Annotated in this window: 24 protein-coding genes; 7 read left to right on the top strand and 17 right to left on the bottom strand. The window is 70.4% G+C overall.

Annotated features, from left to right (window positions below):
• Window positions 1–48: 48 nt before the first annotated feature.
• Entirely contained in the window at window positions 49–1,092 is a 1,044-nt protein-coding gene (locus H1D24_RS20805; RefSeq protein ID WP_181659126.1) for a serine hydrolase domain-containing protein, read from the top strand.
• Window positions 1,093–1,138: 46 nt separating this feature from the next.
• Here the strand turns inward: H1D24_RS20805 and H1D24_RS20800 are convergent, their stop codons facing one another.
• Window positions 1,139–2,845 carry a glycerol-3-phosphate dehydrogenase/oxidase gene (locus H1D24_RS20800; protein WP_181659125.1) on the bottom strand — a complete coding sequence of 569 codons (1,707 nt, stop codon included), beginning with the start codon at window positions 2,843–2,845 and terminating at the stop codon, window positions 1,139–1,141.
• A gap of 267 nt (window positions 2,846–3,112) precedes the next feature.
• Here H1D24_RS20800 and H1D24_RS20795 point away from each other — a divergent pair, with 267 nt between their 5' ends.
• Window positions 3,113–4,405, top strand: a complete 1,293-nt coding sequence (locus H1D24_RS20795) for a nucleotide sugar dehydrogenase (protein WP_181659124.1) — start codon at window positions 3,113–3,115, stop codon at window positions 4,403–4,405.
• 96 nt (window positions 4,406–4,501) lie between these two features.
• On the opposite strand, the gene H1D24_RS20790 is transcribed toward H1D24_RS20795, so the two are convergent.
• The 4 genes from H1D24_RS20790 to H1D24_RS20775 form a co-directional block, all read right to left on the bottom strand.
• Window positions 4,502–5,626, bottom strand: a complete 1,125-nt coding sequence (locus tag H1D24_RS20790; RefSeq protein WP_181659123.1) for a GuaB3 family IMP dehydrogenase-related protein — start codon at window positions 5,624–5,626, stop codon at window positions 4,502–4,504.
• A 103-nt stretch (window positions 5,627–5,729) separates the two neighbouring features.
• Entirely contained in the window at window positions 5,730–7,235 is a 1,506-nt protein-coding gene (gene guaB, locus H1D24_RS20785; protein WP_181659122.1) for an IMP dehydrogenase, read from the bottom strand.
• 161 nt (window positions 7,236–7,396) lie between these two features.
• Window positions 7,397–7,972 carry a sigma-70 family RNA polymerase sigma factor gene (locus H1D24_RS20780; RefSeq protein WP_281399109.1) on the bottom strand — a complete coding sequence of 192 codons (576 nt, stop codon included), beginning with the start codon at window positions 7,970–7,972 and terminating at the stop codon, window positions 7,397–7,399.
• A 326-nt stretch (window positions 7,973–8,298) separates the two neighbouring features.
• Window positions 8,299–8,910 (bottom strand): response regulator transcription factor, encoded by a 612-nt coding sequence (locus tag H1D24_RS20775; RefSeq protein ID WP_003948568.1) that lies wholly within the window; start codon window positions 8,908–8,910, stop codon window positions 8,299–8,301.
• 389 nt (window positions 8,911–9,299) lie between these two features.
• Here H1D24_RS20775 and H1D24_RS20770 point away from each other — a divergent pair, with 389 nt between their 5' ends.
• Window positions 9,300–9,635 carry a WhiB family transcriptional regulator gene (locus tag H1D24_RS20770; protein ID WP_181659121.1) on the top strand — a complete coding sequence of 112 codons (336 nt, stop codon included), beginning with the start codon at window positions 9,300–9,302 and terminating at the stop codon, window positions 9,633–9,635.
• Between the two features lie 349 nt (window positions 9,636–9,984).
• On the opposite strand, the gene H1D24_RS20765 is transcribed toward H1D24_RS20770, so the two are convergent.
• On the bottom strand, window positions 9,985–10,881 hold the full coding sequence (locus H1D24_RS20765) for a LysR family transcriptional regulator (RefSeq protein WP_181659120.1): 897 nt from the start codon (window positions 10,879–10,881) through the stop codon (window positions 9,985–9,987).
• 284 nt (window positions 10,882–11,165) lie between these two features.
• Between H1D24_RS20765 and H1D24_RS20760 the strand changes: the two genes are divergently transcribed.
• Window positions 11,166–11,939 (top strand): SDR family NAD(P)-dependent oxidoreductase, encoded by a 774-nt coding sequence (locus tag H1D24_RS20760; RefSeq protein WP_181659119.1) that lies wholly within the window; start codon window positions 11,166–11,168, stop codon window positions 11,937–11,939.
• A gap of 91 nt (window positions 11,940–12,030) precedes the next feature.
• Window positions 12,031–12,729: an ester cyclase gene (locus H1D24_RS20755; protein ID WP_181659118.1), complete on the top strand. Its 699-nt coding sequence runs from the start codon at window positions 12,031–12,033 to the stop codon at window positions 12,727–12,729.
• A 190-nt stretch (window positions 12,730–12,919) separates the two neighbouring features.
• Here the strand turns inward: H1D24_RS20755 and groL are convergent, their stop codons facing one another.
• The 3 genes from groL to H1D24_RS20740 all read right to left on the bottom strand — a co-directional run bounded on the left by groL (window position 12,920) and on the right by H1D24_RS20740 (window position 16,334).
• Window positions 12,920–14,548: a chaperonin GroEL gene (gene groL, locus H1D24_RS20750; protein ID WP_181659117.1), complete on the bottom strand. Its 1,629-nt coding sequence runs from the start codon at window positions 14,546–14,548 to the stop codon at window positions 12,920–12,922.
• 108 nt (window positions 14,549–14,656) lie between these two features.
• Window positions 14,657–14,965, bottom strand: a complete 309-nt coding sequence (gene groES, locus H1D24_RS20745; RefSeq protein WP_003998759.1) for a co-chaperone GroES — start codon at window positions 14,963–14,965, stop codon at window positions 14,657–14,659.
• A gap of 274 nt (window positions 14,966–15,239) precedes the next feature.
• Window positions 15,240–16,334 carry a polysaccharide deacetylase family protein gene (locus H1D24_RS20740; RefSeq protein ID WP_181659116.1) on the bottom strand — a complete coding sequence of 365 codons (1,095 nt, stop codon included), beginning with the start codon at window positions 16,332–16,334 and terminating at the stop codon, window positions 15,240–15,242.
• Window positions 16,335–16,433: 99 nt separating this feature from the next.
• Between H1D24_RS20740 and H1D24_RS20735 the strand changes: the two genes are divergently transcribed.
• On the top strand, window positions 16,434–17,642 hold the full coding sequence (locus tag H1D24_RS20735; protein WP_309484398.1) for a THUMP-like domain-containing protein: 1,209 nt from the start codon (window positions 16,434–16,436) through the stop codon (window positions 17,640–17,642).
• A 77-nt stretch (window positions 17,643–17,719) separates the two neighbouring features.
• Here H1D24_RS20735 and H1D24_RS20730 read toward each other — a convergent pair whose 3' ends face one another.
• From H1D24_RS20730 to tsaB, 6 genes are all read right to left on the bottom strand, one after another.
• Window positions 17,720–18,076: a YciI family protein gene (locus tag H1D24_RS20730; protein WP_181659115.1), complete on the bottom strand. Its 357-nt coding sequence runs from the start codon at window positions 18,074–18,076 to the stop codon at window positions 17,720–17,722.
• Between the two features lie 179 nt (window positions 18,077–18,255).
• Complete coding sequence (locus tag H1D24_RS20725) at window positions 18,256–19,392, bottom strand: LCP family protein (RefSeq protein ID WP_374064271.1); 1,137 nt, start codon at window positions 19,390–19,392, stop codon at window positions 18,256–18,258.
• A gap of 141 nt (window positions 19,393–19,533) precedes the next feature.
• A complete protein-coding gene (locus H1D24_RS20720; protein WP_181659114.1) occupies window positions 19,534–19,827 on the bottom strand; it encodes a hypothetical protein in 294 nt (97 codons plus the stop codon).
• Window positions 19,824–20,936, bottom strand: coding sequence for a tRNA (adenosine(37)-N6)-threonylcarbamoyltransferase complex transferase subunit TsaD (gene tsaD, locus H1D24_RS20715; RefSeq protein ID WP_181659113.1), 1,113 nt, complete (start codon window positions 20,934–20,936; stop codon window positions 19,824–19,826). Before tsaD ends, H1D24_RS20720 begins: the two co-directional genes overlap by 4 nt.
• Entirely contained in the window at window positions 20,929–21,501 is a 573-nt protein-coding gene (gene rimI, locus H1D24_RS20710) for a ribosomal protein S18-alanine N-acetyltransferase (protein ID WP_181659197.1), read from the bottom strand. The genes tsaD and rimI overlap by 8 nt, the downstream gene beginning before the upstream one ends.
• Window positions 21,502–21,521: 20 nt before the next feature.
• The gene (tsaB, locus tag H1D24_RS20705) at window positions 21,522–22,175 is read right to left on the bottom strand and encodes a tRNA (adenosine(37)-N6)-threonylcarbamoyltransferase complex dimerization subunit type 1 TsaB (RefSeq protein WP_181659112.1); all 654 of its coding nucleotides are present in this window, start codon (window positions 22,173–22,175) and stop codon (window positions 21,522–21,524) included.
• Window positions 22,176–22,290: 115 nt separating this feature from the next.
• Here tsaB and H1D24_RS20700 point away from each other — a divergent pair, with 115 nt between their 5' ends.
• Window positions 22,291–22,845 carry a hypothetical protein gene (locus tag H1D24_RS20700; protein WP_181659111.1) on the top strand — a complete coding sequence of 185 codons (555 nt, stop codon included), beginning with the start codon at window positions 22,291–22,293 and terminating at the stop codon, window positions 22,843–22,845.
• A gap of 411 nt (window positions 22,846–23,256) precedes the next feature.
• Here H1D24_RS20700 and tsaE read toward each other — a convergent pair whose 3' ends face one another.
• Both tsaE and H1D24_RS20690 read right to left on the bottom strand, forming a co-directional pair.
• Window positions 23,257–23,802 (bottom strand): tRNA (adenosine(37)-N6)-threonylcarbamoyltransferase complex ATPase subunit type 1 TsaE, encoded by a 546-nt coding sequence (tsaE, locus tag H1D24_RS20695; protein WP_181659110.1) that lies wholly within the window; start codon window positions 23,800–23,802, stop codon window positions 23,257–23,259.
• Window positions 23,774–25,015, bottom strand: coding sequence for an alpha/beta fold hydrolase (locus tag H1D24_RS20690; RefSeq protein WP_181659109.1), 1,242 nt, complete (start codon window positions 25,013–25,015; stop codon window positions 23,774–23,776). Before H1D24_RS20690 ends, tsaE begins: the two co-directional genes overlap by 29 nt.
• Between the last annotated feature and the right edge of the window lie 53 nt (window positions 25,016–25,068).

Genomic DNA, 25,068 nt, shown 5'->3' with positions numbered 1-25,068 from the left:
CCCAGGGTCCGCCGTCCCCCATGATGGGTCGCACACATGGAGGACCGTATGCCCCTGCCTCGGACACCGCTGGCCGTGCTGCTGGCCGCGGTCCTCCTCGGTCTGGCCCCGGGCAGCGCCCCGGCCTCGGCGACACCGCCCGCGGACGCCGCTCTTCCGCTGCTCGTCACCCGCGGCAGGGCCCCTGCGGCGGCCCTTCTGACCCGCGAGGAAAGCGGCACCCGCTTCGCCCGTACGGGTCCCGCCATACGGCGCGCCGACCACTTCCGCGCGGGCAGCGTCACCAAGACGTTCATCGCCACGGTAGTGCTGCAACTCGCGGCCGAACAACGGCTCTCCCTGTCCGATACCGTGGACCGCCATCTGCCCGGCCTCATACGGGGCCACGGCAACGATGGCCGAAAGCTGACCCTGCGGACGCTGCTCACCCACACCAGCGGCCTCTACGACTTCACAACGGACACCCAGGGCACCGTCCCCCTCTCTCCCCTCCAAGCGGTCCGCACCTCGCTTGCGCACCCCCCGTCCGAGCGGGGCGGCTTCGCGTACTCGAACACCAACTATGTGCTGCTCGGCATGGTCATAGAGCAGGTCACCGGCCGCTCCTACGCCGCCGAGGCCGAGCGCCGCATCATCACCCCCCTCCATCTGACGGGCACCTCCTTCCCGGGCGCCCACACCTCGCTGCCGTCGCCGCACGGCCGCTCCTACACCGCCGACGGCACGGACGTCACGGCCCTGGACCCCCGGGTCGCCGGTGCGGCCGGCGAACTCGTCTCCACCCTCGCCGATCTCGGCCGCTTCTACGCCGCCCTGCTCGGCGGAAGGCTGCTCCCGCCCGCCGAACTGCACGAGATGCTCAACACCCGTGCCACGCAAGGCCGCTACGGAATGGGCCTGTACCCTCTGCGGCTGCCCTGCGGCACCACGGTGTGGGGGCACAACGGACGCATAGCCGGCAGCTATGTGCGCACCGCGGCCACCGCCGACGGCCGACGCGTCCTCATACTCCGGGTCAACACGGACGGCATAGCCGATCGGAAGCTCGAACCCGCCCTCCTGGCCGCCGAATTCTGTCCCCGGGCGCCCTGAACCTGAGAACGGCCTCCCGCGTGCCCCGGACCCCGCTCCGGCCCCGCTACAGAGGCACGATGTCCGGCGCCCCCAGCCGTGCCGCGTCCGCCGTCAGGTCGTCCGGCTGGCGCTGCGATTCGCGCTCGGCCTCGACCCGCTTCTGATAGTGCTCCACCTCGCGCTCGATCTGGTCCTTGTCCCAGCCCAGCACCGGAGCCATCAACTCGGCGGCCTCCCGGGCGCTGCGCGTGCCCCGGTCGAAGGTCTCGATGGATATCCGGGTGCGCCGCGTCAGGACGTCGTCGAGGTGCCGCGCGCCCTCGTGGGAGGCGGCGTAGACGATCTCGGCCCGCAGATAGTCGTCCGCCGCCTGGAGCGGCTCGCCCAGCGTGGGATCCGCGGCGATGAGGTCGAGGAGCTCCTCGGTGAGCGAACCGTAGCGGTTCAACAGGTGCTCCACGCGGACCACATGGATACCGGTGCGCGCCGCTATCCGTGCCCGCGCGTTCCACAGCGCCCGGTATCCCTCGGCGCCGACGAGCGGGATGTCCTCCGTGACGCAGTCCGCGACGCGCTGGTCGAGGCCGTGCACCGCCTCGTCCACCGCATCCTTGGCCATCACCCGGTACGTCGTGTATTTGCCGCCCGCCACGACGACGAGACCGGGTGCCGGATGCGCCACCGTGTGCTCGCGGCTGAGCTTGCTCGTCGCCTCCGACTCCCCGGCGAGCAACGGCCGCAGACCCGCGTACACCCCCTGCACGTCATCCCTCGAAAGTGGGACCGCGAGCACCGAGTTGACGTGCTCCAGCAGATAGTCGATGTCGGCGCTCGACGCCGCCGGGTGCGCCTTGTCCAGGTCCCAGTCCGTGTCCGTCGTCCCGATGATCCAGTGCCGCCCCCACGGGATCACGAAGAGAACGGACTTCTCGGTCCGCAGGATCAGGCCCGTCGTGGAGTGGATCCGGTCCTTGGGCACGACGAGGTGGATGCCCTTGGACGCCCGGACATGGAACTGCCCCCTCTCGCCCACCATCGCCTGGGTGTCGTCCGTCCACACACCGGTGGCGTTGACGACCTGCTGGGCGCGGACCTCGTACTCCCCGCCTGCCTCCACGTCCTGCACCCGGGCGCCGACGACGCGCTCGCCCTCACGCAGGAAGCCGGTCACCCTGGCGCGGTTGGCGACCTTCGCGCCGTACGCCGCCGCCGTGCGCACCAGCGTCGCCACATAGCGGGCGTCGTCCATCTGCGCGTCGTAGTACTGCAGGGCCCCCACCAGCGCCTCCTTCTTGAGGCACGGCGCGACCCGCAGTGCATGACTCCTGCTCAGATGGCGGTGCACCGGCAGTCCCCGGCCGTGCCCGCGCGCCATCGACATGGCGTCGTACATGGCCACGCCCGATCCTGCGTAGAGCCGCTCCCAGCCCCTGTGCTGGAGCGGATAGAGGAACGGCACCGGCTTGACCAGATGGGGTGCGAGCCGCTCCAGGAGCAGGCCCCGCTCCTTCAGCGCCTCGCGCACCAGCGCGAAGTCGAGCATCTCCAGATAGCGCAGACCGCCGTGGATCAGCTTGCTCGACCGGCTCGAGGTGCCGGACGCCCAGTCCCTCGCCTCGACCAGGCCTGTGGACAGGCCGCGCGTCGCGGCGTCGAGCGCGGTGCCCGCACCGACCACGCCGGCACCCACGACCAGGACGTCCAGCTCACGCTCGGCCATGCCCGCGAGTGACTCCGCGCGCTCCGCCGGCCCCAGTGTCGCTGTCCTCACTGCCGCCTCCCGTTGTCGTCGCGCTCGCTGCCGCACCCCTTCGGGTGTTGCCCGGGCCCGCATCCCCCATGCCCAAATTCTGACCGCGCCGCCCGACTTCAGCCACCGCCCACCTCCCAACCTGTGGACAACACTCGGAGATCACCGGGCCAGCAATGCCGCATAACGGTCATATTTACTCCTAGTCTGACATTGCGCTGGTCCACCTTGTCCACAGGACTTGCGCGATCCGCCCGCTCCGGTTACTGGGAAGGACGTCCCACCCCCATGCCCGCAGATCTCGCAGTCATCGGACTCGGCCATATCGGGCTGCCCCTCGCCCAGGCCGCCGTCGCCGCCGGTGTCGCCACTCTCGGTTACGATCCCGGCCTCGCCACCGACCGCTCAGCCGCCCGGCTACCGGCCGACGGCACGGACACCGGCGCCCTTCCGGACACCGGGACCCTCATGGACACCGGCGTCCTCACCGCCGCCGAACTGCGCCGGATGCTCTCGGGGGGCTTCCGGCCCACCGCCGACCCCGCCGAGCTCGGCCGGGTCCGCACAGCGGTGATCTGCGCGCCGGTTCCGCAGGGCGCGGACGGCGCGCTCGACCTCGGCCACCTGGCCGACGCGGCCCGCGCCCTGGCCGCCCGGCTGCGTCCGCACACCACCGTCATCCTCGAGTCCCCCGTGCCGCCGGGCACCACCGAGGACGTCCTGCGCGCCCTCCTCGAAGAGGGCTCAGGGCTCCGCGCGGGCCGCGACTTCCATCTCGCGTACTCCCCCAGCCGCACCGACCCCGGCAACCGCACCCACGGCCACGCCAACACACCCAAGGTCATCGGCGGCCTCACCCCCGCCTGCACCGAATCGGCCGCGGCCTTCTACGGCCGCCTCACCGACAAGGTGGTACGCGCGCGTGGCCTGCGCGAAGCCGAGACGGTGCAGCTCCTGGAGACCAACTACCGGCACGTCAACATCGCCCTCGTCAACGAAATGGCCGTCCTCTGCCACGACTTGGGCGTCGACCTGTGGGACGTCATCCGCTGCGCCGAGACCAAACCGTTCGGCTTCCAGCCGTTCCGGCCGGGCCCCGGAGTCGGCGGCCACGGCGTCCCCCAGGACCTGTCGGGCCCCCCGCACACCGTCCGCCCCCTGCGCATGGTCGAGCTCGCCCAGCAGGTCAACGGCCATATGCCCCGGTACGTCATCCAGCGCGCCGCGACCCTCCTCAACGAGCACGGGAAGTCCGTGCGCAGTGCGCGCATCCTGCTGCTGGGCGTCACGTACAAGCCGGACCTGGCCGACCAACAGGGCTCACCCGCCCGGGAGATCGCCACCCGCCTCCTGGAACTGGGCGCCGCGGTCAGCTACCACGACCCGTACGTCCCCGCCTGGAGTGTGCTCGGCCACCCCGTCCCCCGCGCCGACTCGCTCTACGAGGCGGCAGCCGAGGCGGACCTGACGCTGCTCCTCCAGCACCACCGCACGTACGACCTCCAGGGCCTCTCTGTGAAGGCCCAGCTGCTGCTGGACACACGGGGAGCCACGCCGGCGGGGGCGGCGCACCGCCTATGACCGCCTGCGGGCGGGAACTCCGCGCCCACACGAAAACCTCCGGGGGCGCCCCCGACAAGGAGGGCGCCCCCGGACCAGTTCAGGCAGCGGACAGCGTCACCGCTTGTGCTGCGAGTCCGCCACCGTGACCTCGACCCGCTGGAACTCCTTGAGCTCGCTGTAGCCCGTGGTCGCCATGGCGCGGCGCAGGGCGCCGAAGAAGTTCATCGAGCCGTCGGGGGTGTGCGAGGGGCCGGTGAGGACCTCCTCGATCGTGCCGACCGTGCCGAGGTCCACCTTCTTGCCGCGCGGCAGCTCCTCGTTGACAGCCTCCATGCCCCAGTGGTGGCCCTTGCCGGGCGCGTCCGTGGCGCGCGCCAGCGGGGAGCCCATCATCACGGCGTCGGCGCCGCACGCGATGGCCTTCGGCAGATCGCCGGACCAGCCCACACCGCCGTCCGCGATCACGTGCACATAGCGGCCCCCGGACTCGTCCATGTAGTCACGCCGGGCGGCGGCCACATCGGCGACGGCGGTCGCCATCGGGACCTGGATGCCGAGCACGTTGCGCGTGGTGTGCGCGGCGCCGCCGCCGAAGCCGACCAGCACGCCCGCCGCGCCCGTACGCATCAGGTGCAGCGCCGCGGTGTACGTGGCGCAGCCGCCGACGATCACCGGGACGTCCAGCTCGTAGATGAACTGCTTGAGGTTGAGCGGCTCGGCCGCGCCCGACACGTGCTCGGCCGACACCGTCGTACCGCGGATCACGAAGATGTCGACACCCGCGTCCACGACGGCCTTGGAGAACTGGGCCGTACGCTGCGGCGACAGCGCGGCCGCGGTGACGACACCCGAGTCGCGCACCTCCTTGATCCGCTGCCCGATCAGCTCCTCCTTGATCGGGGCGGCGTAGATCTCCTGGAGGCGGCGGGTCGCAGTCTCGGCGTCCAGCCCCGCGATCTCGTCGAGCAGCGGCTGCGGGTCCTCGTACCGCGTCCACAGGCCCTCGAGGTTCAGCACGCCGAGGCCACCGAGCTCACCGATGCGGATCGCGGTGGCCGGCGAGACGACCGAGTCCATGGGAGCGGCCAGGAACGGCAGCTCAAAGCGGTAGGCGTCGATCTGCCAGGCGATCGAGACCTCCTTCGGGTCCCGCGTACGACGGCTCGGGACGACGGCGATGTCGTCGAACGCATACGCCCGGCGGCCGCGCTTGCCGCGCCCGATCTCGATCTCAGTCACGTGTGTGGCCTTTCCCTCTGCGTTTCAGCGCTTTCCAGTATCGCCGACACACACGACCAGGGCGGCCCCGGAACCTCCGGGGCCGCCCTTCACGCGCGTGTGCTCAGCCCTTGCGGCTGTAGTTGGGCGCCTCGACCGTCATCTGGATGTCGTGCGGGTGGCTCTCCTTGAGGCCCGCCGAGGTGATCCGTACGAAGCGGCCCTTGGACTCCATCTCGTCGATGGTGGCGGCGCCCACGTAGCCCATCGTCTGGCGGAGACCGCCGACCAGCTGGTGCAGCACGTTGGCCAGCGGACCGCGGTAGGGCACCTGACCCTCGATGCCCTCGGGCACCAGCTTGTCGTCGGACGCCACGTCGGCCTGGAAGTAGCGGTCCTTCGAGTACGACCTGCCCTGGCCCCGCGACTGCATGGCGCCCAGGGAGCCCATGCCGCGGTACGACTTGAACTGCTTGCCGTTGATGAAGAGCAGCTCGCCGGGAGACTCCTCACAGCCCGCGAGAAGGCTGCCGAGCATCACCGAGTCGGCCCCGGCGGCCAGCGCCTTGCCGATGTCGCCGGAGTACTGCAGACCACCGTCACCGATCACCGGGACGCCGGCGGCACGGGCCGCGAGGGACGCCTCGTAGATGGCGGTGACCTGCGGGACGCCGATGCCGGCGACCACCCGAGTGGTGCAGATCGAGCCGGGGCCCACGCCCACCTTGACGCCGTCCACGCCGGCGTCGATCAGCGCCTGGGCACCGTCGCGGGTGGCGACGTTGCCACCGATCACGTCGACGTGCACGCTCGACTTGATCTTCGCCATCCAGTTGAGGGCGTTGCTGTTGTGCCCGTGCGAGGTGTCGACGATCAGGAAGTCCACACCGGCCTCGGCCAGCGCCTGAGCCCGCTCCAGCGCCTCGGGGCTGGCGCCGACGGCGGCGCCCACGAGCAGGCGGCCCTCGGCGTCCTTGGCGGCGTTCGGGTACTGCTCGGCCTTCACGAAGTCCTTGACCGTGATGAGGCCCTTGAGGACGCCCGCCTCGTCGACCAGCGGGAGCTTCTCGATCTTGTGGCGACGCAGCAGCTCCATGGCGTCCACGCCCGAGATGCCGACCGTGCCGGTGACCAGCGGCATCGGAGTCATGACCTCACGCACCTGGCGCGAGCGGTCCGACTCGAAGGCCATGTCACGGTTGGTGACGATGCCGAGCAGCTTGCCGCCGCCGTCGGTGACCGGGACGCCGCTGATGCGGAACTTCGCACAGAGCGCATCGGCCTCGGCCAGCGTCGCGTCCGGGTGCACCGTGATCGGGTCGGTGACCATGCCGGACTCGGAGCGCTTCACGAGGTCGACCTGGTTGACCTGGTCCTCTATGGAGAGATTGCGGTGCAGCACGCCGACGCCGCCCTGCCGGGCCATGGCGATCGCCATGCGCGACTCGGTCACCTTGTCCATCGCCGCCGAGAGCAGCGGGATGTTCACGCGCACGTTGCGGGAGATACGGGAGGAGGTGTCGACCGCGTTCGGCAGCACTTCCGATGCGCCCGGCAGCAGCAGCACATCGTCGTAGGTCAGCCCGAGTGTCGCGAATTTGTCGGGCACTCCGTCGACGTTGGCAGTCATGACACCTTCTCCAAATGGCCTTGATCGGTGCGGATGTCCATGCTAACGGGATCTGGAGGCGTCTCATTCCACGAACAAGATCGCCAGGTAGCTTTGTACGTTCGTACGTGACGGCGGCCTGCGGTTTTGATCCGACCGGCCCTCAGGGCCCCAAGCCGTATCTACTGCTCGGCCAACGCCCTCAGCCGGCTCAGCGCCCGATGCTGCGCCACCCGCACAGCCCCCGGCGACATCCCCAGCATCTGGCCCGTCTCCTCGGCCGTGAGCCCGACGGCGATCCTGAGGAGCAGCAGCTCCCGCTGGTTCTCCGGAAGGTTCGCGAGGAGTTTCTTCGCCCACTCGGCATCGCTGCTCAGCACGGCCCGTTCCTCCGGGCCGAGTGAGTCGTCGGGCCGCTCGGGCATCTCGTCCGACGGCACCGCCGTGGACCCCGGGTGGCGCATGGCGGCGCGCTGCAGGTCGGCGACCTTGTGCGCGGCGATGGCGAAGACGAAGGCCTCGAAGGGGCGCCCCGTGTCCTTGTAGCGCGGCAGTGCCAGCAGCACCGCGACGCACACCTCCTGCGCCAGGTCCTCCACGAAGTGGCGGGCATCACCCGGCAGCCGGGACAGCCGCGTACGGCAGTAGCGAAGGGCGAGGGGGTGAACATGGGCGAGCAGGTCATGCGTGGCCTGCTCATCACCCTCGACGGCACGATGGACGAGCGCACCGATCACCGTCGTCCCGTCCTCGCGCATCGGTCCATGGTGCCTTGGGGCTGACCGCTCCGTGGCACCACGTCCGTAGTTGTGCACCGAAGCGTTATGAGCAGGTGCGCCGGAACTCATCTCCTGCGCCCTCCCCTTCCGCTCGACCGACTTGTCCCCGAGGAACTCCACACCTCAAGGATGCGGCATCGGCCGCGAAGCGACACCAGCCTCCCCCACTCTCGGCTTCGCTCGAGCGGGAGGTACCCCCATCGCGGCGGGGACATCGGCCGCTGTCGTGGTGGGCGGAAGCGGGCATTCGCCGCCCCGCCCACCGTACGGCGGGCGGGGATCGCCGTACCCCCGCGGCGGCACACCTAACGGACCAGGCCCCAGCGGAAACCGAGCGCCACCGCGTGCGCCCGGTCCGAGGCGCCGAGCTTCTTGAAAAGCCGCCGGGCGTGCGTCTTGACGGTGTCCTCGGAGAGGAAGAGCTCCCTGCCGATCTCGGCGTTCGACCGGCCGTGGCTCATGCCCTCGAGGACCTGGATCTCACGTGCGGTGAGCGTCGGCGCCGCCCCCATCTCGGCGGAGCGCAGCCGCCGCGGTGCGAGGCGCCAGGTCGGGTCGGCGAGTGCCTGCGTCACGGTGGCACGCAGTTCGGCGCGCGAGGCGTCCTTGTGCAGATAGCCGCGGGCACCTGCGGCGACGGCGAGCGCGACACCGTCCAGGTCCTCGGCGACGGTGAGCATGATGATCCGGGCACCCGGGTCGGCGGAGAGCAGCCGCCGGACGGTCTCCACGCCCCCCAGACCGGGCATGCGTACGTCCATCAGAATCAGGTCCGAGCGGTCGGCCCCCCAGCGGCGGAGGACTTCCTCGCCGTTGGCCGCTGTCGTCACACGCTCGACACCGGGCACGGTCGCGACCGCGCGTCGGAGCGCTTCTCGGGCAAGCGGGGAGTCGTCGCAGACGAGGACGGATGTCATGGCCGCCCTCCGCAGCTGATGCGCGTCACCTTGAACCTCCAGGCTGTTACGGATCGTCACCTGTGCGGTCGACACTCGCCGACGACGACTGCCGTCTGCCCGAGCGCTTGTTCCTTCAACCGCTTCCGCAGACTCAACGATGGTCACTCGAAAGAGTTACGGGTCGGTCAGCCACCTTCGGCACTCTACGTGAGGGTACGGACACACCGCAGGTCGCGCGGTCACTGCTCGCTGTTCCGACGACCCTTATGCCCCATTCAGGCCCCTTTTCTTTCCATTTCCTGGTGTCTGCGACTAGATTCGCAAAGAGTCATATTTTCATCTCCTTAGACAGTAGATGTACGGTCGTGGGCACTGTCCGCGCCAGAACGGCTACAAGGGGACAAGCGATGGCAGATTTCTCCCGCCTTCCCGGACCGAACGCAGATCTGTGGGACTGGCAGTTGCTCGCGGCCTGCCGCGGAGTCGACAGCTCGCTCTTCTTCCACCCGGAGGGCGAGCGGGGCGCGGCACGGAGTGCCCGCGAGAACTCGGCCAAAGAGGTCTGCATGCGATGCCCGGTACGGGCCCAGTGCGCCGCCCACGCCCTGGCGGTGCGCGAGCCCTACGGCGTGTGGGGCGGGCTGACCGAGGACGAACGCGAGGAGCTCATGGGGCGCGCTCGCAACCGGCTGGTCTCGGCTTCCACGACGGGCGGCGGCATCGGCGGCATCGACGACAGCTGACGCTCAGCGCAGCAGCCAACTGAAGGATCGATTCGGCAGGAGGGGTTCCTGCGTGGGGCACGCGCATGCGTGCCTGTTCTGTTTCCGGTCCGGCTGTTCCCTGTCCGGCTTCCCCGCGCTGCTCGTACGGCTTCCCCGCGCTGCTAGTACGGCTTCCCCGCGCTGCTAGTACGGCTTCCGCACGCTGCTCGTACGGCTTCCCCGCGCCGCCCGTCCGACTCCTGGCGCTTGCGCGTCCGGCTTCCCCGCGCCGCCCGTCCGACTCCCGGCGCTTGCCCGTCCGACTCCCGGCGCTTGCCCGTCCGGCTTCCGCACGCTGCTCGTACCGCTTCCCGGCGGCCTTCGCGCCCTAACGCGTCGCGGCCCGAGCCAGATGATCGAGCGTCGCCGCCACCGCCGGAACCTGTGCCAGATCCGGCAGCGTGAGCGCCACGATCTCCCGCTGCACCGGAGGCTCGACCGCCACCGCGCGCACCCCCTTCGGGCGTACGGACTCCAGTGCGAGCTCAGGCAGGACCGCCACGCCAAGACCTGCCCGGACCAGCCCGACCACCGCCGGATAGTCGTCGGTGGCGAAATCGATCCGCGGCGCGAATCCCGCGCTCTCGCAGACCTCGACCAGCTGCCGCCGACAGCGCGGGCAGCCCGCGATCCACGGCTCGTCGGCGAGCTCCCCGATGGCGAGCGACTCCGTCCCGGCGAGCCGGTGCCCCTCGGGGACGAGACAGACGAGCCGGTCGGCGAGCAGGGGGCGCACCACCAGGTCGTCCCACTCCTCGGCGCCCGGAGCGCCCTCGTAGCGGAAGGCCAGCGTCACATCGCAGTCGCCCTCGCGGAGCATCTCGACCGAGCGCGGCGGCTCGGCCTCCACCAGCGAGACACGGGTGCCGGGGTGCGCGGCGCGCAGCGCGGCCAGCGCCGAGGGAACGAGCGTGGAGCTGCCGCTGGGAAAGGAGACGAGCCGGACCCGGCCGGCCCGCAGGCCCGCGATGGCGGCGATCTCCTCCTCGGCCGCGGTGAGCCCGGCGAGGATGGTCGTGGCGTGCCGGACCAGCGCCTCGCCTGCCTGGGTGAGACGCATCTCGCGGCCCGTGCGGATCAGCAGCGGCGTGCCGGTGGTGGCTTCGAGGGCCTTCATCTGCTGGCTGACCGCGGGCTGGGTGCAGCCGAGTTCGCGGGCCGCCGCCGAGAAGGAACCCGTGGTGGCCACGGCACGCAGGACACGGAGATGACGGGCCTCGATCACGGTTCGAGCATAAGCGAGTCTTGGATACAGCGGCTAATAGTGAGTGGACCCTTTGGCGACCGACTGCCTGGCGTTGTACCTGGCGCTGCGGTGAGCGGGAGCTGCTGCCGCGGCTGCTTGCGGCAGCGGAGGGGCTGCACGCCGGGGCGCCCAGGGACGCCCGCGACTACGTGGCGACGTACCGCTCCTGACGGCCTGTCACCCGTACGGCCGATACCCCGCCATCCGGCTGGGCGGGTGGACTGGCCGCGCCCCGGAAACGGGCAGTTGACTAGCCTTGATCCATGACAACGGCTCTGATTACGGGATCCACGGCGGGCATCGGCGCCGCCTTCGCGCGGCGCCTCGCCGCAGACGGTCGCGACCTGGTCCTGGTGGCCCGCGACACCAAGCGGCTGCGCGAGCAGGCCACCGAGCTGCACGACCGGCACGGCATCGAGGCGGAGGTGCTGACGGCGGACCTCGCGACGGAGGACGGCATCGAGGCGGTCACCGCACGCCTCTCGGACCGCAAGAGGCCGGTCGACCTCCTGGTGAACAACGCGGGCTTCGGCAACAAGGGCCGCTATCTGGAGGTCTCCATGGCCGACGAGCTGACGATGCTGAAGGTGCACTGCGAGGCCGTGCTCCGGCTGACGTCGGCGGCGGCGGAGGCGATGCGGGAGCGCGGCCGTGGAGCCGTGATCAACGTCGCCTCGGTGGCGGCGTTCGTCCCGCGCGGGACGTACGGGGCCTCGAAGGCGTGGGTCGTGCAGTTCACGCAGGGTGCCGCGAAGGACCTGGCCGGATCGGGCGTACGGCTGATGGCGCTGTGCCCCGGCTTCGTACGGACCGAGTTCCACGAGCGTGCCGGGATGAGCACGGACAACATCCCGAAGTGGATGTGGCTGGATGCGGACAAGCTGGTCACCGCGGCACTGACCGATCTGTCCCGCGGCAAGACCCTGTCGATTCCGGATCCTCGGTACAAGGCGCTGATGGGCCTGGTGAAGGTCGCCCCGCGGTCCCTGGTCGGCGGGGTCTCCTCGAAGACGGGTCGGAAATACGGACCCCAGTGACCTCCCGAATCCCGTTCCGCCACATCGGCGGAATGGGATTTTTCACTAAAATGGATGCATCTCACCAGGCCTGAGCACGTCGGGAGGCGCCATGACGTTCGTGCAGCTCATTGACTGCAAGACGAGCAGATTCGACGAGATGAACCGGCTCATGGACACATGGGTCGAGCAGACCAAGGGCAAGAGGACCGCCTCGCACAGCATCATCGGCAAGGACCGGTCCGACGACTCCCACTTCATCGAGATCGTCGAGTTCCCGTCGTACGAGGACGCGATGAGGAACTCGAACCTCCCGGAGACGGACCGGGTCTTCCGGGAGATGGTGGCCCTCTGCGACGAGATGCCGACGTTCACGGACCTGGAGATCGTCCGCGACGAGCAGCTCTACAAGGACACCTGCCGAGGGTTCTTCGAGACGATCGCCGTCAAGGGCGACCTTCCGCCGCTCGACGGCTTCCTGGCGGAGAACTACCACGACCACGATCCGGCCAACGACCCGGACAACATCGGGATGGACGCGATGCGCCGCGAGATAGAGATGTGGCGCGGCGGGTTCGATTTCGAGTTCACCATCGACGACCAGCTCGCGGAGGGCGACAGAGTCTGCAACCGCTGGACCTGGAACGCCACTCACAGCGGCGAGTTCATGGGGATTCCGGCCAGCAACAAGCAGGTCACCATGACCGGAACGACCATCCACCGGTGCCGCGAGGACGGCAAGATCGTCGAGGGCTGGTGGCAGTACGACAGGCTTGGCCTGATGGGGCAGCTGGAGGCACTGGAGATGTAGCGGCCGCCGAAGGACTCTGCGCGGCACGGGCACCGGCTCCGGCTCCGGCTCCGGCTCCGGCTCCGGGAGATGCCTACGGCTGAACGCGGGAAGGTCCCCGTTCCCTGAGGGAGCGGGGACCTTCCCTTCGTCCGTAGCCGACGTGCTCGTCAGCCGACGTGCTCGTCAGCCGACGTGCGCCGGCACGACGTCAGTGCGCGTGGCCGTGACCGTGGCCGTGACCGGCCTCGGCCTCCTCCTCGGCCGGCTTCTCGACGACCAGGGTCTCGGTCGTGAGCAGCAGGGAGGCGATGGACGCGGCGTTCTCCAGCGCGGAGCGGGTGACCTTGACCGGGTCGATGACGCCGGACTTCACCAGGTCGCCGTACTCGCCGGTGGCGGCGTTGTAGCCGTTGCCCTTCTCGAGCTCGGCCACCTTGGAGACGATGACGTAGCCCTCGAGGCCGGCGTTCTCGGCGATCCAGCGCAGCGGCTCGACGGCGGCGCGGCGGACGACCGAGACACCGGTGGCCTCGTCGCCGGTCTTGCCGAGGTTGCCCTCGAGCACCTTCACGGCGTGGACGAGCGCGGAGCCACCACCGGAGACGATGCCCTCCTCGACCGCGGCGCGGGTCGCGGAGATGGCGTCCTCCAGACGGTGCTTCTTCTCCTTCAGCTCCACCTCGGTGGCGGCGCCGACCTTGATCACGCACACGCCGCCGGCCAGCTTCGCGAGGCGCTCCTGGAGCTTCTCGCGGTCCCAGTCGGAGTCGGTGTTCTCGATCTCGGCCTTGATCTGGTTGACGCGGCCCGCGACGTCCTCGGACTTGCCGCCGCCGTCGACGATGGTCGTGTCGTCCTTGGTGACGGTCACGCGGCGGGCGGTGCCCAGCACCTCGAGGCCGACCTGGTCGAGCTTGAGGCCGACCTCCTCGGCGACTACCTGGGCGCCGGTGAGGACCGCCATGTCCTGCAGCATCGCCTTGCGGCGGTCGCCGAAGCCGGGGGCCTTCACCGCGACGGCGTTGAAGGTGCCGCGGATCTTGTTCACGACGAGGGTCGACAGGGCCTCGCCCTCGACGTCCTCGGCGATGATCAGCAGCGGCTTGGAGGAACCGGCCTGGATGACCTTCTCCAGCAGCGGCAGCAGGTCCTGGATGGAGGTGATCTTGCCCTGGTTGATGAGGATGTACGGGTCGTCGAGGACGGCCTCCATACGCTCCTGGTCGGACACCATGTACGGCGACAGGTAGCCCTTGTCGAAGGCCATGCCCTCGGTGAAGTCCAGCTCCAGACCGAAGGTGTTGGACTCCTCGACGGTGATGACACCGTCCTTGCCGACCTTGTCCATCGCCTCGGCGATGAGCTCGCCGACCTGCTGGTCCTGGGCGGACAGCGCGGCGACGGCGGCGATGTCGGACTTCTCGTCGATCGGACGGGCGGTGGCGAGGAGCTCCTCGGAGACCGCGGCGACGGCCGCGTCGATGCCCTTCTTCAGGGCGGCCGGGGAGGCACCGGCGGCGACGTTGCGCAGACCCTCCTTGACGAGGGCCTGGGCCAGCACGGTGGCGGTGGTGGTGCCGTCACCCGCGATGTCGTTGGTCTTGGTCGCCACCTCCTTCACCAGCTGGGCGCCGAGGTTCTCGTACGGGTCGTCGATCTCGACCTCACGGGCGATCGTGACACCGTCGTTGGTGATGGTGGGCGCGCCGAACTTCTTGTCGATGACGACGTTGCGGCCCTTGGGGCCGATCGTCACCTTGACCGTGTCGGCAAGCTTGTTGACGCCGCGCTCGAGGGCGCGACGGGCGTCCTCGTCGAACTTCAGGATCTTCGCCATGGGAGCGGTTCAGCCCTCTCGGAACTCGGTTTAAAGAACTGCGCCCCTCGCCGCCCGGCTTCAGCGGGGTGACCAGGGGCGCAGCTCACAAAGCAAATCTGCGGTGAATTACTTCTCGATGATCGCGAGCACGTCGCGAGCCGAGAGGACGAGGTACTCCTCGCCGTTGTACTTCACCTCGGTGCCGCCGTACTTGCTGTACAGCACGATGTCGCCGGTCTTGACGTCGAGCGGAAGGCGCTCGCCGTTCTCGAAGCGGCCCGGGCCCACGGCCAGGACGACGCCCTCCTGGGGCTTCTCCTTGGCGGTGTCCGGGATGACCAGGCCAGAGGCCGTGGTCTGCTCGGCGTCGAGCGGCTGGACCACGATGCGGTCCTCAAGCGGCTTGATGGCAACCTTGGAGCTGGTGGTCGTCACGATCCGACCTCCCCCTTCGGAGATCTCACGGGGTTAACTGTCTGAGGTGGCGACCAGGTCGATCCGTCGTCGCGGGTGCCGGACCTGCCCGTCGCTATTGGCACTCTCCAGTGGGGAGTGCCAGGGCCGAGACTATGACCGCGATTAGCACTCGGTCAAGCGGAGTGCCAACGCGGCGCAGACAACACCGCGAATCGCCCGCACGGGCTGGTTACGGGACGGTTGTACGAATACGGCGTACGAAGCGGCCGCACTCGGTTCGGTGTCGCCCGCATCAGAGGTAGTCCTCCAGCCTGGCCACCGCGTATCCCTTGGCGGTGATCACCTTCATGACGTGCCGGATCATGTCGGACATCGTGCCGTTCCAGTCCTCCCGACCCCGGAAGTGGGTGAGGATGATGTCGCCGGGGTGCAGGTCGCGGTCCCATTCGCGCCAGTCCATGTGGTCCGGGAAGGCCTCGGCGTTCCACAGCGGAACGGCCTTGATGCCGCAGGACTTGGCGGCACGCAGCGTGTCCCGGTTGTAGTTGCCGAAGGGCGGACGGAACACGGTGGGACGTGTGCCGTACTCCTTCTCGATGACGTCCTGCATGCCGCAGATCTCACGCCGCTGCTCGGCGTAGGAGAGACCGGGTAGATAGGGGTGGTTGAGGGTGTGGTTGTTCAGCGTGACGCCGCGCTCCTGCATCTTCCTGAAGTAGCCGTAGTCCTCCTTGACCAGGTAGTCGCTGAGGAAGGCGGTGTACGGAATCTTCAGCTCGCTCATCATCCTCAGCAGCGCCGGGTCCTTCTCGGCCCCGTCGTCGATGGTGAGGAAGACGACCTTGTCCTTGGTCGGGACGGTCGTGAAGACGGGCGGCAGGCCCTCGCCGTCCGTGACCTCGAAGCCCTCTCGGGTCTCGATCCCGGGCTTGACGGAGGGCGGGGCGGGGGCGGGCAGCGGGGGCCCGGACAGCCCCCAGCGCTTTGCGGCGGCGACCCGGGCGGCCTGCGAGACGCGCAGCTCCCGCGCGTACTCGTCGAGGGCGCGGGCGGGAGGGGCCTGAAGGGGCTGGGCCCCGCCGGGCCCCGAGCCGGGACCGGGGCCCGGCCGGGAGACGGCGCCCGAGCGGGAACCGGAGGCCGAGCCGGAGTCGCCGCAGCCCGAGGCGATCACGGCGACGGCGGCTACGGCGAGACAGACCTGACGCGCCGTGTACCGGTGCTGGTCGGAGGCGGAGGACGGGCGGCTGCCGCGGTTTCCGGCGCCCGAGATCAGGGTGGCGGACCTCGCCTCGTTCGCCCTGCAGGCGGCCTGCTGGGGCGACCCTGACGCGTCCGGTCTCGCGCTGCGCAGCCCAGCGCCGAAAATATTGTCTTTTTGTCGCATTTGCCGCATGGCGCCGCATCCTCTCAGCGGCGGACGCCGGGAACGGGCTGACACCGCCGCCGGGCGCGCATCGTCCACCGGCTGGCCCACAATGGGCCGGTGAACGACCGTGCTCGCGCTGCCTCCGCCGCTTCCGACGTCTCCGCCTTCTCCGCGCTGCTCACCGAAGAGGGCCGCGCCCTCCTCGACGAGGTGCGCGACATCGACCCGGCGCAGGAGCTGGCTGTCGCCACGCGGCTGCGCCGTGAACACGCAGCCGAGCTGGTCTCTTCGGCCATCGGTCAGGCGCGGCTGCGGCAGCGGGCCGCGGCGAAGTTCGGCGCGGCGGACGCCGGCCGGATGTTCTTCACGCCGAACGGCGTGGAGCAGGCGACGCGCGCGTCGGTCGCGGCGTACCGCGCAGGCCGGTTCGCCGACCTCGGCGTACGCAGCGTCGCCGACCTGTGCTGCGGGGTGGGCGGCGACGCGATCGCGCTGGCCCGCGCGGGCATCTCGGTGCTGGCCGTGGACCGGGACCCGCTGACGTGCGCGGTCGCCCGCGCGAACGCCGCGACGCTCGGCCTCGACGGCCTGATCGAGGTGCGGGAGGCCGATGTCACGGAGGTGGACACCGGGTCGTACGACGCGGTGTTCGTGGACCCTGCGCGGCGCGGCGGACGAGGGCGGGTCTTCGACCCCGAGGCGTACTCACCGCCGCTCTCCTGGGCCGTCGGAGCGGCCCGCACAGCGCCCCGCGCCGCGTTGAAGATCGCGCCGGGCATCCCTCACGAGACGATCCCCGCCGACGCCGGGGCCGAGTGGATCTCGGACCACGGGGACGTGAAGGAGGCGGTGCTGTGGTTCGGCACCGAGCCCGGAACGGTCCGGGCGACGCTGCTGCCCGGCCCGCGCTCGCTGGTGGGCCGCGGACTGCCCGATCCGGAGGTACGGCCCGTCGGCCGCTATCTCTACGAGCCGGACGGCGCCGTGATCCGCGCGCATCTGGTCGCCGAGGTCGCCCAGGACGTCGGCGGAGGCCTGATCGACGAGACCATCGCGTACGTCACCGCGGACGACCTGCGCCCCACCTCGTACGCCACCGCCTACGAGATCACCGACCGGCTTCCCTTCAACGTGAAGAGGCTGAAGGCGCTGCTTCGGGAACGTGAGGTCGGAATCCTGACCGTCAAGAAGCGGGGGTCCGCCGTCGAACCGGAGGAGCTGCGGCGCAAGGTGAAGCCGCAGGGGCCGAATTCGGCGACGGTCTTCCTCACACGGGTGGCGGGGGCGCCGACCATGCTGGTCGGGCGGCCGGCGGCGGCCGCCTAGCGCCTGCCCCGCGCGCCCGGCCCAGGGCCGCCGCCGTCCCGCCCGTCTCTCTCTCGTCAGGGCTCCTCGACGTCCCGTCAGGGCTCCTGGATCTCCCGGACCTCGCAGGTCACCGTCCAGTACTCCTCGTGGACCTTCAGGAAGCGCTTCGTCCATTCGACGGCCTCCGCCATGTCCTTGGCCTGGAGGATCGAGTAGCCGCCGATGACCTCCTTGGACTCGGTGAACGGGCCGTCGGTGACGGACAGCTGTCCGCCCTCCCAGCGCACGCGGGTGCCCTGCGCGGTCGGCCCGAGGCCAGCGGTGTCGAGGAGCACTCCGGCCTTGGTCATCTCCTCGATCAGCTCGCCCATGCGCTGCATGAGGGCCTCGCTCGGGCCCTCGGCGGGCGCGTTGTTCTCATCGATACGGATCATCGACAGATAACGCGGCATGATCGTCTCCCATCGGTCGGGGGGCGGGGTCCTTCCCCGCCTCTCACCCGTGCGTCGATCGGGAGACACGTGAATCGACACCGGGCGGGAAATTCTTCGAGGAATTCTCCGGACGGGCCGGCGGCGGCTCACCGCCACGGCGGCCTCACCCCCACCGCGGCCTCACCGCCACCGCGGCCTCAGCGCAGCGACGCCCACAGCTCGCTCGCCTCCGGCTCGTCCGCCACCACCCGGTTGGCGTCGTAGGGGGCTGTCACGACCGGCATGGTCACCGTCGTCAGATCGTCGGCGGAGATGCCGCTCAGCGCGTCCGCCAGGCCCATCAGCTCGCCGAGCGAGTCGAGGCCCGTGTCTGTCGTGAGGCTTCCCGTGACGGCGTCGGCCACCTTGTACAGGCGGCTGGGACTGGTCAGGAGGTCGCTCGCCGTCGCCTCTTCGAGCATCGCCTTGATCAGCTGCTGCTGGAGGCCGATGCGCCCGAGGTCGCTGCCATCCCCTATGCCGTGCCGGGTCCGGGCGAGCGCAAGGGCCTCGGTGCCGTCGAGGTGGTGCGTGCCGGCGTCGAGGTGGAGTTGGCTCTTGTCGTCGTCGATGTCCTCCTCCGTGGTGACCGTCACCCCGCCGAGCGCGTCCACCAGGTCCGCGAAACCGGCGAAGTCGATCTCGATGTAGTGGTCCATGCGGACATCGGTGAGCTGCTCCACCGTCTTGATCGCGCACACCGGACCACCCACGGAGTACGCGCTGTTGAACATGGCGTTGTACGCGACCGCCGTGCTGCCTCCCGACGACGTGGGGCACGACGGGCGCGTGACCAGCGTGTCGCGCGGGATGCTGACCACCGTCGCCTCGGTCCGGTCCGAGTCGAGGTGCACGATCATCGCCGTGTCGGAGCGGGCGCCCGAGCTGTTGCCCCCGCCGAGTTCGGAGTTCCGTTCACCGCTGCGCGAATCCGAGCCCAGCACAAGGATGTTCAGCGCTCCGGCCGGGAGGGCCGACACGGACGGATACGGGGACGGGGACGGGGTGGCCTCGTCGGAGGACGACGCCGTGGGAGACGGGGTCGACACCGCTGCGGCCCTCCCCGGCCGGTCGTCGCCCAGCGCGCTGTCGATGTCCACGCTCTGGATGTTGTCGTTCAGTTGCCAGTACATCCAGCCCGCTCCGGCGCCGGTGAGCACGAGGATGCAGCCGAGCATGACTCCGGCGGTCCTGAGCGCATGGGACCGCCGGCCGCGTCTCCTGCCGTCCGCGTCGCGGTTACCGCCGTCGCCGTGCACTCCGTCCCGGCTTCCGCTGCCTCTGTCTTCCGTCACGCGCAAGAACGTAAGTCCGAATTATTACAGCGGATACCGCTTCTCGGGTTTCCTTCGGAAACTCTCAGAGTTCACAGAGAATTCTCAGAAACGACCGCACACACGGTTCTTCGGGGGCCCGCGCCCACGTCATACGTGCGGCTACGCCTCCGCGCCCACCGACTCGAACCGCCACCGGTGCACCGCCCGCGCCACCAACTCCTCGTCGGGATCGGGCAGTTCGGGCAACTCGGCACCGTACTCGGCGTCCCACCAGGTGATGACCAGGACCCGGTCCTCCCCCAGTGCCTCAAGGGCCTGAGAGGTACCCCCAGGTGCGCGAAAGGTCTCCCGGCGCAGGGGCCGGCCGGTCAACTCCTGGGCCCGCGCCCAGGCGAGCAGCTCCTCGCCCCGCCCCTCGGCCGCCCGCGCCTCCCACATCAACGCGACCGTCATGAGTACAGGTTGTCCTTCGCGACCTCGTGCACATGGTCGTGGTCGTGCCCGTGGGACACACCCGGCACATGAGGGTCCGTCACCGGCAGCGAGGAGTCCGCGGACAGGTCCCAGTCCGAGGCGGCACGCCCGCGCGCCACCATCTCCGCGCCGAGCGCCGCGACCATCGCGCCGTTGTCGGTGCACAACTTGGGCCGCGGCACGCGCAGTCGGATACCGGCGGCCTCGCAGCGCTCCTGAGCGAGCGCCCGCAGCCGGGAGTTGGCCGCCACACCGCCGCCGATCATCAGGTGGTCGACGCCCTGGTCGCGGCAGGCCCGTACGGCCTTCCGGGTCAGCACGTCCACGACGGCCTCCTGGAAGGACGCGGCGACATCGCGCACCGGAACCTCCTCGCCCGCGGCCCGCTTCGCCTCGATCCAGCGGGCCACGGCCGTCTTCAGGCCGGAGAAGGAGAAGTCGTACGCGGGGTCGCGCGGCCCTGTGAGGCCGCGCGGGAACGCGATCGCCTCCGGGTCGCCCTCCTTCGCGTACCGGTCGATGACCGGGCCGCCCGGGAAGCCCAGGTTCAGCACCCGCGCGATCTTGTCGAAGGCCTCGCCCGCCGCGTCGTCGATGGTCGCGCCCATCGGCCGTACGTCCGAGGTGATGTCCGTGGACAGGAGCAGCGACGAGTGCCCGCCGGAGACGAGCAGCGCCATCGTGGGCTCGGGCAGCGCGCCGTGCTCCAGCTGGTCCACGCAGATGTGCGAGGCCAGGTGGTTCACGCCGTAGAGCGGCTTGCCCAGCGCGTACGCGTACGCCTTCGCGGCCGAGACGCCGACCAGCAGCGCCCCCGCGAGCCCGGGCCCGGCGGTCACCGCGATGCCGTCCAGATCGGTGGCGGCGACCCCCGCCTCCTTCAGCGCACGCTCGATGGTCGGCACCATCGCCTCCAGATGCGCGCGACTCGCGACCTCCGGCACGACGCCACCGAAGCGGGCGTGCTCGTCCACGCTCGACGCGACCGCGTCCGCGAGCAGCGTGGTGCCGCGGACGATGCCGACGCCGGTCTCGTCGCAAGAGGTCTCGATGCCGAGTACGAGGGGGGCATCGCGTGAGTCAGCCATGGATCCGGTTTCCTTGTACGCCGTTCGCGGAGGTGGAGGGATGGTGGGTCGCCGCATCGGAGGAGTCGGCGGAGGCATCGGCAGAGGCCGCGTCGGCTGAGGAGGGTCCGGTCAGCCGCATGACGACGGCATCGACGTTCCCCGGTTGGTAGTAGCCGCGCCGGAAGCCGATGGGTTCGAAGCCGTAGCGCTCATAGAGCTTCTGGGCGCGGATGTTGTCGACACGGCATTCGAGCAGCACCTCGGTGCACTCGAAGGCGGTCGCGGCCCGCAGCAGCTCGGTGAGCAGCCGCCCGCCGAGCCCCGTGCCCCACTGCTCGCGGGCCACGGCGATGGTCTGTACGTCACCCACCATCGCGGAGTGCTCGTCGTCACCCGATCCGGTGACCGCGAGTCCCGCGTAGCCGACGAGCCGTTCGCCGTCATCGGCCACGACGTAGTGGCGGGTCGCGCCCGGGCCGCGCGCATGGGCGAGCTCCGACCAGAACATGCCTCGCGACCAGGCGTCGTCGGGAAACAGTTCGCGCTCGAGCTCCAGCACGGGATCGATGTCCCACCAGCGCATCTCGCGCAGTACGACAGCTGTCACTTCGGTGTGACCACCTTGTAGTTCTTGGGCACCTGAGCGTCCGGGCGGCGCAGATACAGCGGCCGGGGTGCGGCCGGTTCCTCGCCCGCCTCCAGCTTCTCCACCGCGAGCGAGGCGAGCGCGGCCGCGGACACGTGCTCCGGCTCATGGGCGTTCGGGAACGTGTCCGGGTAGAGCCGAGCCCCGGCGCCGACGGCCGGCAGCCCGGCGACCTGGTCCGCGATGTCGGCGGGCCGGTCCACGGCCGACTCCGTGACGCGGGTGCGCCGGTCGGCGTACCGGGCCCAGTAGACCTCCTTGCGCCGGGCGTCCGTCGCCGCGACGAAGGGGCCCTCGATGCATGAGGCGTACGCGAGGGCGTCGAGCGTGCACAGGCCGTACACGGGCACCCCCAGCACCAGGCCGAAGGTGTCGGCGGTCATCAGGCCGACACGCAGCCCGGTGTACGGTCCCGGGCCGACGCCGACGACGATGCCGGTGACCGCGTCGAGCTTCCGTCCGGCCTCGGCCAGCACACGGTCGACGGCGGGCAGCAGCAGCTCGCCGTGGCGGCGGGCGTCCACCTGGCTCGACGACGCGACGACGGACTCTCCGTCGTGCAGCGCGACGGTGACGGCGGGTGTGGCGGTATCCAGAGCGAGCAAGAGCACGCAAACAGCCTACGGCTTGGGCGCCGGAGGCACGGCCGCCCAGGTGTGCCGCACACCTGCTGCTACCGTCACCGTCGAGGGTCGAGACGGGCGTACGTACGAGAGGTGGGCACACGTGGCAAGGAGCAGCTCGGGATTCGTGGCCGGGCTGACCGCGGCCGCCATCGCCGCGGTCGCCTTCCTCGCCTTCCAGGCCTCGGCCAATGTGCCCGACACGCTCGGCAAGGCCGAGCCGTCCCCCTCCCCCACCGCGTCGCAGTCCCCCACGGAGAGCGCGAAGCAGGAGTCGGCGGCGCCCCCTGAGGAGTCCGGCACCGGCGAGCGGGTCGTCTACTCGCTGGGGGACGACCGCGTGTGGCTGGTCGGTGCGGACGGCGAGACGAAGCGGACATTTCAGGTCACGCCGAGCACGGTCGACCCCGAGGCGGGCACCTACAGCGTCACCTCGCGCTCCAGCACGGTGACAGGCTCCGACGGCGTGCCGATCGAGCATGTGGTGCGCTTCACCGACGTGGACGGCGTGGTGATCGGCTTCAGCGCGGCCGTCGACGGCTCGACCCCGAAGCCCGACCCGTCGAAGCAGACAGGCGGCATCCGCGAGTCCCGCGAGGACGGCAACGCGATGTGGACGTTTGCGACGGTGGGCACGACGGTCGTAGTGGTGCCGTAGGCCCCAGGGCGGAACGGGGGTGGGCACAGCCCACCCGTTACGGCACCCGCGAAATCAAGGGCGCCGCCGCACCGGATGGGGCGCCCACGGCGGCGTCGAAACCGCGGCAGCCGCCGCACAGGCATCGAGCAGCTCCCGCATCGACGGCGGCCCAGACGCCGTCGCGCGCGGCGCCTCGGGCGACATGACCGGCCGGTCCCCCGCCTGCGCAGCAGCCGGCACATCACGTTCAGAAGCCGACATGGACGCCTCCTGGGGGCTCCGGGAGCAGCCGTGGTTAGGCAGACCTAACCCGTACAGGTGTCCATGTGACCACGCGCGGCCCGCACAGCGCAACATCTTCCCGACATCCTGTCGGCACCTTCGGGTGAACATACGAAGAAGACGGGTGAACCCACGAAAGTCCGCCGGTCAGGCGGCCAGCACCGCCAGGTCCGTCGCCGCCCACCGCTCGCCGTAGCCCGTGAGCGTGACCTCGCGCACCTCGTCCGTGGTGTCTCCGGTGGCCCGGTGGATGAGGACCTGCAGCCGGTCGTCCGAGAGGCCCTCGACCTTCCCCTCGCCCCACTCCACGACGATCACGGATTCGGGCAGCGACACATCGAGGTCCAGGTCCTCCATCTCGTCGAGCCCTCCGCCCAGCCGGTACGCGTCCACGTGCACCAGCGGCGGGCCCCCGCCCAGCGACGGGTGGACGCGGGCGATGACGAAGGTCGGCGAGGTGACCGCGCCGCGCACGTCCAGGCCCTCGCCGAGCCCGCGGGTCAGCGTCGTCTTGCCCGCCCCCAACTCGCCGCTGAGCATCACGAGGTCGCCGGCGCGCAGCAGCTTGGCCAGGCGGCGGCCCAGCTCCTGCATCTGCTCCGGCGAGGTGACGGTGAGGCGGGCGCTGGTCGGGGTGCTGGTGCGGTCGACCGGTTCGGCCTGTTCAGTGGCCGGGTTGTGCGGTGCTTCCATAGCTGCCCACGTTAGCCCCTGCCGGGACGGCACCGACCTTGGCGAGCAGGTCCGCGAGACGGTCCGTGACCACTTCGGGGTGCTCCAGCATCACCAGGTGCCCCGCGTCCGGCACGAGCACCAGCTCGGCGTCGGGCAGCAGGTCCGCGATCGCCTCGCTGTGCTCGCTGGGCGTGACCAGGTCCTGGTCGCCGGCCAGGACGAGAACGGGGACGTCGGCGAACCGCTTGAGGGCCTCGGTCTTGTCGTGCTCGTGGAACGCCGGATAGAACTCGGCGACCACGTCGATCGGCGTGGCCTCGATCATCCGCTCGGCGAACCGCGCGACCACCGGGTCGACGTCCCTGGACGCGAACGAGTAGCGCTTGATGATCCCCGCGAACAGGTCGGCCGTCGCCCGCCGTCCCCGTTCCACCAGCTCGGCGCGCTGCCCCAGCGCCTTCAGTACGCCTGGCAGGAAGCGCCGCACAGCGTTGACGCCCGCCACCGGCAGCCCGAAGTTCACTTCGCCGAGCCGCCCGGACGACGTACCGACGAGAGCCACGCCGACGACACGGTCGCGGATGAGCTCCGGGTAGTGGCCGGCCAGCGCCATCGTGGTCATGCCGCCCATCGAGTGCCCGACGAGCACGAGCGGCCCCTCCGGGGCGGCCGCGTCTATGACGGCCTTCAGATCGCGGCCCAGCTGGTCGATGGAGATCGGCACGCCGTCCCCGTCGACGCCCGGGGCCTGCGCCACACCGCGCCCGGAGCGGCCGTGGCTGCGCTGGTCCCAGTGCACGGTCCGTACGACCCCGCGCAGCGCGGCCCGCTGGAAGTGCCAGGAGTCCTGGTTGAGGCAGTAGCCGTGGCAGAAGACGACGGTCACGGGCGCCGGGGCCTTGCGGCCGAACAGCCTCCTGCGGCGGGGCGCCGTCCCGCCGTCGGGCTCGACCTCGTCTATCTCGTAGTACAGCTCGGTGCCGTCGTCCGCGTACGCCTTGCCCGGCTTGCCGCGCAGTGCTCCGTAGGGTCCGGTGGAATCCAGGGCGAGCCGCGCCTTCTGGCGCATCCCGCGGCCCACTGTCATCCGTTCGATGGCGACGCCGGCGGCGGCTCCCGCGGCGATCACGCCTATCGCGGTGCCCACCAGTCCGGCGCGGCGCCAACTGCCGGTGGCAGAGGCGGCCGCCGTGGCCGCTTCCGCGACAGCCTCCGCGCTGCTCTCGCTCACGTGCCGCTCCTCACTCGGTGCTCGGTCGTCGGGGTCGTGCTCGGTCATAGGGC

The organism is Streptomyces himalayensis subsp. himalayensis, assembly GCF_013778455.1.
Lineage (GTDB): Bacteria > Actinomycetota > Actinomycetes > Streptomycetales > Streptomycetaceae > Streptomyces > Streptomyces himalayensis.
The sequence above is the reverse complement of the archived record's forward strand: the minus strand, read 5'-3'. Positions and strand labels throughout refer to the sequence as shown.